Genomic DNA, 7294 nt, shown 5'->3' with positions numbered 1-7294 from the left:
CATTCTCGAAACATTGGCGGATTGTAGTATCAAGAATGTCGAAAACGAGAAGACCAGCTTTTACAATCTTAACACGGTAAATAACCTTCATTCAGTTATCAAAAAACAGTATGAGTTTTACCGTGGTGTGGCCACAAAATACATAAATCGTTACTGTACACTATTTGAGTATATGTACCGTAAAACAGATATTTCGATTCGTGCTATAAAGGATGGTATGTTAAGACCGGGTTCTGCTATACGCTACAGTATTTCAGATGTAAAAAGGTACGGCTTAACGATCATTTGATTGGAGTCATGGTTACCGACCCATTTTCCAACTAACACCATAAATATTGCTTTTATACTTTATACTTGTCTGTGTCAAAACTCCTGCAGGCCTAAGATGTAATCCTGACTCATTAACTACGGTTACTTCTCCTGATACCATTTGTAATCCTCTTCCTTAAAGTAATTATTTCGGGTAAAAAAGAATTAAATTTTAACAGGTTGATTATAACTCTATTTATCTCTAAACGCCATACGTTCTTCCCGTTCTTTTTCACTGGCCGCTTTGGAAAATTCACAGCCGCAGAAATTCTGCCTGTAAAGGTTATACTCCCTGGAAAGTTCGATGGACTTTTGATATCCACCATTTTTTTTGAAATCCGAGGGGAGAAATGCTTCTCCATGATCAGTCCCCACCTCTTCACCAATCCTGTTAAGGATCTCCGCTGATTTCATCGGAGAAATGGTAAGGGTTGTGCAGAAATAGTCATAGGTCGTTTCACCGGCTCCCTTGCCGGACTCGGCAGCTTTCCTTATGGTATCCATATATTCTGCAGTTTTCTCCAGTCTCTGACGATAACATAAATGACACCGCTCTCCGCGTTCAGGATCCTTCTCATGACCTTTTGCAATTTCCAGGAATTCCCTGTGATCATATTCAGGAACCACCACCGAAACCTTCCCAAGCAAAGCTCCGTCTTCATCCATCCTTTCCTTGTCTATCCCCATCTCATGTATAAGTCTTTTCAGCTCGGATACTCTGTGATCGAACTCGGTTTTTGTAGAGATATTGGGGTTATAGTAAAACAGGGTAATGTCAAAATACTGGCACATCCGTTCCAAAACCGCACTGGAACATGGCGCACAGCAGCTATGAAGAAGCAGTCTTGGCCTTCTCCCCTTTTTTTCAGGATCCTTCTGCCATGATTCGATGATCTTATTCAGCAGCATCATATAGTTTTTAGTATTGGGTTCCGGTTTAATGTACTCCATTATTTCCCTTTCGCAATCCATATACTTTCAGCTTATACTCGTTAACAGAAATCCACTGGGGACGGTTCTCGCCGGCGAGAACCGTCCCCGGTGGATACATTCTATCATCTTTTTTCGCAAAAAGACAGCCGGCTGTATAGCCGGCTGTCTATTCTCAATTATCAAAAACCATTCATCACTGAAGGAAATCTCTGATCCGCTTTGAACGGACAGGATTCCTAAGCTTACGAAGTGCTTTCGCTTCGATCTGACGGATACGTTCACGGGTAACATTGAACTCCTTGCCTACCTCTTCGAGGGTTCTCGGATGACCGTCCTCAAGTCCGAATCTGAGGACTATAACCTGACGTTCACGCTCCTTGAGATCCTCGAGAAGTGAATCGATATGCTCTCTCAGCATTACAGATTCAACATTTCCCTCAGGGGATACGATATTGGAATCTGCGACAAAATCTCCGAGATTGGAGTCATCCTCTTCACCTATAGGTGTTTCAAGTGAAGCCGGTTCTCTTGCGATCTGCATGATCTCCTGAACCTTCTCCTCAGTCATATCAAGATGCTCTGCCAGCTCCTTAACGCTGGGCTCGTATCCAAGCTCCAATGTAAGTTTACGCTGCATCTTGGACATCTTGTTTATAGTCTCTACCATGTGAACCGGCACACGGATAGTTCTGGCCTGATCTGCTAAAGCTCTGGTTACAGACTGTCTGATCCACCAGGTTGCATAAGTAGACAATTTAAAACCTTTTTCCGGATCAAACTTTTCAACACCCTTGATAAGTCCCAGGTTTCCTTCCTGGACCAGATCCAGGAAACTCATACCTCTGCCTGTATATCTCTTAGCAATGGAAACCACAAGACGAAGGTTTGCCTCGATAAGACGCTGCTTTGCATCCTCATCTCCATTAGCCTTACGGGTAGCAAGACTATACTCTTCCTCGGCTGTAAGAAGGGGAACTGTTCCGATTTCCTTGAGATACATACGTACAGGATCTTCTGTACCTATACCCTCAAGCAGATTGACGGCATCCAGATCTACATTTTCCTCTTCTTCTTTTTCAAGCTCATCATCTATGGGTTCGATATCATCATCTGCATCACCGAGAAGAACACCCTTTTCCATCCCCTTCAAAACAGATTCATCAACGATCGGATTGATCTCGATGCCACGGTTTTCTATGAGACGACCGATATTCTCCATCTGTTCCTCAGTTATATCATCTGATGCGAACATCTCATTTATGTCGGACTGATCGATTGAGTTTTTATTGCTCTTGCCTTTTTTACACAGCAGCTCTATCTTTTTTACAAGTTCCTCTTTGCTAAGCTCCTTCTTGTCAGAAGCCTTTGAAGCATTTTCACCAACACCCTTTTTATTAGCCATCTTTACTCCTTTTTATGGTTTAAACATCCGAAAATCCTTTGATCATTATTCTGTTTAAAACCAAATAGATACTGCCGAAATGATTCCTATTCCAAAAATGATCATTCCCGCAACAATCTGAAGCGAACCACGAAAACGCTGCTTCTTGTCATGTTCGGTATCATATCTTGAAACTACCGTAACTCCGCAAATTATCTTAAGTGCGGCCGCAGCAAAAAATATCAAAGGAAACAATACCATATTATCGACAGGATTCGTGAAAGCCATAACTGACATGACGATGATCACTATCCCAAGAACGATATGTATGAAATCGAGATTCTTTGCTGTACCTCTTGATACAGTATTTATTTTTGCCATCTGCACCTCTTACTTTCCGCCAAGTGTAGTGTAAATAACTGCCTTGATAGTATGCATACGGTTTTCCGCCTCGTCAAATACCACACTGTGCTTTGACTCAAAAATCTCGTTTGTCACTTCCATTTCTTTTAAACCGTACTTCTCATATATCTTCTTGCCAATCTTTGTATTTGTATCGTGGAAAGCCGGGAGACAATGCAGGAAAACAGCATCTTCCTTTGCATATGAAAAGGCCTCTGCATTAACCTGATATGGGCTGAGATCATGTATTCTCTTTTCCCATACCTCATCCGGTTCGCCCATGGATACCCAAACGTCGGTACAAATAACATCAGCATCGGTACATGCTGTTTTAACATCCTCTGTAAACTCAAGAACTGCCCCATTCTGAGAAGCAATCTCTTTGCAGGTTTCTATAAGCTTCTTATCCGGCCAGTACTCTTCGGGAGCACAGGCTACGAAATGCATTCCGAGTTTTGCACAGGTCACCATATAGGAATCCGCCATATTGTATCTGGCATCACCCATATAAACCAGCTTAAGTCCCTTAAGGTTCCCTTTGTGCTCACGTATGGTAAGCATATCTGCAAGCATCTGAGTTGGATGGAACTCATTGGTGAGACCGTTCCATACAGGAACATCACTATACTTCGCAAGCTCCTCCACAAGCTCCTGTCCGAAACCGCGATACTCGATACCATCATACATTCTTGAAAGTACCCTGGCGGTATCTGCGATGGACTCCTTATTTCCTATCTGGGAACCACTGGGTCCGAGATAGGTTGACCCCATACCGAGATCTGAAGCCGCAACCTCAAAGGAACATCTGGTTCTGGTGGAATCCTTCTCAAAGATCAGTGCAATGTTCTTTCCTTCGAAGCTTGCCTTGTGCATCGGCTGTCCATTTACCGGACCTGCCTTTTTTTCAGCCTTTAAACGTGCTGCCATATCGAGAAGATAATTTATCTCCTCAGGTGAATAGTCAAGAAGCTTTAGAAAATCTCTTCCGGTTAAATCTGCCATAATATCCTCCCCTTTCGACTCTGTCATCAGTTCATACGCTGTCTGACCGTTTCATACATCAGTACAGTTGCTGCAACAGCTGCATTTAATGACTCGGTTTTTCCCATCATCGGAATACGCATATATGCATCCGACAGTGCTGCGATCTCATCACTGAGACCATTGCCTTCGTTTCCTATCATGAACGCCGTAGGTTTACTGTAATCGAATTCCCAATGGTTCTTCTCACCCTTAAGGTGTGCCGCATATATAGCTATGCCTTTATCCTTCATTCTTATTATTTCGGCAGAAAGGTCCTCACATATAATGAAAGGCATCCTGAACATTGCCCCCATTGTAGCTCTGACAACCTTGGGTGAATAAATATCGACACAGTTCCGATTCATGATTATTCCCTTTACTCCCGCAGCCTCGGCTGTTCTGAATATGGTTCCCATGTTTCCCGGATCCTGCAGGGTATCAAGAATGATAAAGAAATCTCCGGATAAAGATTTGTAATGTTTCTGTTTTACGATAGCAAGTATGCCCTGACTTGTTTTTGTGTCCGACATGAATTCCATGATCTGCCTCGACACCTGATATACAGCAATATCTCCTCCGGCTCTTGTATACGTATTTTTAACTTTATCCCACACTAAACCCTCTGGCATCCGTCCATGGTAATCCGGGGTAACAAATATACGGACTATGGAATCCGCAGGGATCTCACTGCAAAGCCTCTCGCCTTCGGCCACAAAGAGTCCGGTTTCCCGTCTCAGCTTTGCCTTCTTTTCAAGTTCCCTAACCTCTTTTACCAATTTATTACCGGTAGATATGATCTTCTCCAATGATTCCCCTCTATAAACGCATGTTTTTCGCCGCTTATCTCTGACATACAGATACGCTTTTGTCGGCTCCTATCTGCCCAACAGAAGCAGGACTTATGTCACAAAAAAGAAAAAGTCCAAAGAGTGTGCATTATAAATATTGCTCACCCTTTGGACTTTTTCAACTGTTTTATGAAAATAAAATATATTAACCAACTAAGTTCTCACAACAGCTTGACCGGACGTGAGTGGACCAGGAGCCGGAGCTCATCCTGATGAGCCGTTCTCACATATCCACCTGCTGCCGCTTTATGAGCTCTGAGAACAGACCGCCCCTGTCCAGAAGCTCCTCATACTTACCGTCTTCAACTATCTGCCCGCCATCCAGCACTATGATCCTGCTGCACTTTTTGATCGTACTTAATCTGTGGGCGATCACAATACGGGTACACTTAAGCTGCGAAAGTGACTCTGCTATCTGATCCTGGGAGATATTATCAAGAGCACTGGTGGCTTCATCGAACATAAGGATCCTGGGCTTGCAGGCTATAGCCTGGGCTATCATAAGCCTCTGCTTCTGACCTCCGGATATAGTGCCGCCACTCTCAGAGATCATAGTTCTCATACCAAGTGGCATAGCCCGGATATCATCTGCTATATCAGCCATTTCTGCCGCTTTCCAGGCTTCCTTCATGGTAAGCCCCGGGCAGGCGATGGAAATATTGGAAAAAATCGTACCTGCAAAAAGATGGGCATTCTGCAAAACAACTCCGATATTTCTGCGCAGTCTCTTAAGGTCAATGGAGTCCAGACCCCTTCCGTCGTAGTATATCCCACCTTCAGTAGGGGTCACGAACCCAAGAAGAAGCTTCATAAGGGTACTCTTGCCACAGCCCGTATGCCCGACAATGGCCACATACTGTCCCGGCTGTATCTTGAGATTTATCTCCTTAAGTACCATGGGACCATCATCAGAGTATCTGAAGCTGACATTACTAAGCTCTATACCTCCGGTCATACGCGGTATAGGCTTTTTACTTTCTCCGACCTCAGGCACAGCCTCAAGAATAGGCATGAGTTCCCGGGTCAAAGGTCCTATCATACATATCTCACCTTCCACAGAGATCAATGCCGAAAAGGATGCCTGAAATAATGTAAAAGCCGAAGAAAATGTCATGAAATCGGCTTCACTGAGATTTTTTCTCACCGCTATCACGCAAAGCACCACAGTGCCTGCCAAAACTATAAACTCTTCAAGAACCACCGGAAGAGTTGTGATGGTAGGAGCATTGTAATTACAGTCAGACTCCTCTTTAAACAGCTTTGCCCACTTGGCAAATGCTCTCTTTTCCGCACCGGCAAGCTTTATTTTCTGTATTCCGGAAAAAAGCTGATAGGTAAGTCCGTTTATCTTTGACTTAACCTCAAGAAGAGTATAATTCCAGTCCTGCTGTATCCATGCTATTAGGACAAAGAAAAATATCTGTATGGCAACTATAGCGATGGTGGCAGGAAACAGCTCCGGAACCATAACCATTATCTGGATGAGGTAGGCTACAGCGAGTACAGCCCCGACTATGGCAGCCAATGCTATAGTTGTGGTCTTTTCAACGATCTCCTTACCCGCCATTATCCTTCTCTGCATCTCACCGGAATTATGATTCTCAAAAAACTGCACAGGAAGATTGAGAACTCTTCCCATGATCCCGCATTCTGAAGCAATCTCGGCTTTCCTCTGGATAGTTCTGAGTGACATGGCTTTACTGAGCTTTATCAGCATGGTCGAAACAAGAATTCCCAGGAAAGAGGCAGCTATGACCATAAGACCGCGCCTGCTCTTCATGGGGATAGCAGTATCAAATATCATTCTTGTAAAGACAGGCGTCACAAGTCCCATAAAGCTGACCATCATACTGAGGAGAACAAAATATATGATCCTGTAGGTTCTTATTTCAGTCACTATATACCTGAAATAATCCATAAGAGTCATTTTTTTTATGGGCATAGGTCTGTAAAAAAGGATAGCCTCCCCGGTAAATATATCCACATTATCCTTCTGTGCCTTGATATACTTACCGCTTTTATAATCATACCACTGATATCCTCCGAAATTTTTCGGAAGCAGGGCCAATGCCTCTCCGGTTTTGGTATAAGCCAGTATGGGATTGGCATCATGGATCCACCATTTTCCGGCAAGCCTGACGTGTCTCTTCATGATACCTGTAGGACTGAGCATGAAATTCATCCGGTCTTCAAAGGAGTCAAGGATACTTGGGGGATCTTCATATTTAACCCCGTAATAAATAAGTATTTCCTTAAGGGCATCATCTTTTGTGCCCTTGCTCTGGAAGTAAATCTCTTCTCCCATGACCGCCGCGCGAAGCTCGCCCAACGCCCGCTCCATGGCATCATTATCATTTTTTCTTCTGGTTTTTATCTGATTATCAAGAAGTCCCATTCT

General features: G+C 43.6%; 6 protein-coding genes and 2 pseudogenes. 1 reads left to right on the top strand and 7 read right to left on the bottom strand.

Going from position 1 to position 7294, the window contains the following annotated elements; all coding sequences use genetic code 11:
• Positions 1 to 289: pseudogene (locus tag G625_RS22845) on the top strand (hypothetical protein); the annotation flags it as partial.
• 42 nt (positions 290 to 331) lie between these two features.
• On the opposite strand, the pseudogene G625_RS23500 reads toward G625_RS22845, so the two are convergent.
• The 7 genes and pseudogenes from G625_RS23500 to G625_RS0109435 form a co-directional block, all read right to left on the bottom strand.
• A pseudogene (locus G625_RS23500) lies at positions 332 to 430 on the bottom strand (HPr family phosphocarrier protein); the annotation flags it as partial.
• Positions 431 to 501: 71 nt separating this feature from the next.
• Positions 502 to 1281: an epoxyqueuosine reductase QueH gene (locus tag G625_RS0109460; protein WP_044932165.1), complete on the bottom strand. Its 780-nt coding sequence runs from the start codon at positions 1279 to 1281 to the stop codon at positions 502 to 504.
• Between the two features lie 154 nt (positions 1282 to 1435).
• On the bottom strand, positions 1436 to 2644 hold the full coding sequence (gene rpoD, locus G625_RS0109455) for an RNA polymerase sigma factor RpoD (protein ID WP_044932164.1): 1209 nt from the start codon (positions 2642 to 2644) through the stop codon (positions 1436 to 1438).
• 54 nt (positions 2645 to 2698) lie between these two features.
• Complete coding sequence (locus tag G625_RS0109450; RefSeq protein ID WP_044932163.1) at positions 2699 to 3004, bottom strand: DUF6637 family protein; 306 nt, start codon at positions 3002 to 3004, stop codon at positions 2699 to 2701.
• Positions 3005 to 3013: 9 nt separating this feature from the next.
• On the bottom strand, positions 3014 to 4027 hold the full coding sequence (gene argF, locus G625_RS0109445) for an ornithine carbamoyltransferase (protein ID WP_029200933.1): 1014 nt from the start codon (positions 4025 to 4027) through the stop codon (positions 3014 to 3016).
• Positions 4028 to 4053: 26 nt separating this feature from the next.
• On the bottom strand, positions 4054 to 4854 hold the full coding sequence (locus G625_RS0109440; protein ID WP_029200932.1) for a TrmH family RNA methyltransferase: 801 nt from the start codon (positions 4852 to 4854) through the stop codon (positions 4054 to 4056).
• Positions 4855 to 5119: 265 nt separating this feature from the next.
• Complete coding sequence (locus G625_RS0109435; protein WP_029200931.1) at positions 5120 to 7291, bottom strand: ATP-binding cassette domain-containing protein; 2172 nt, start codon at positions 7289 to 7291, stop codon at positions 5120 to 5122.
• Between the last annotated feature and the right edge of the window lie 3 nt (positions 7292 to 7294).

Origin of the sequence: Oribacterium sp. NK2B42 (assembly GCF_000424445.1) — a bacterium.
Classification (GTDB): domain Bacteria; phylum Bacillota; class Clostridia; order Lachnospirales; family Lachnospiraceae; genus Oribacterium.
The sequence above is the reverse complement of the archived record's forward strand: the minus strand, read 5'-3'. Positions and strand labels throughout refer to the sequence as shown.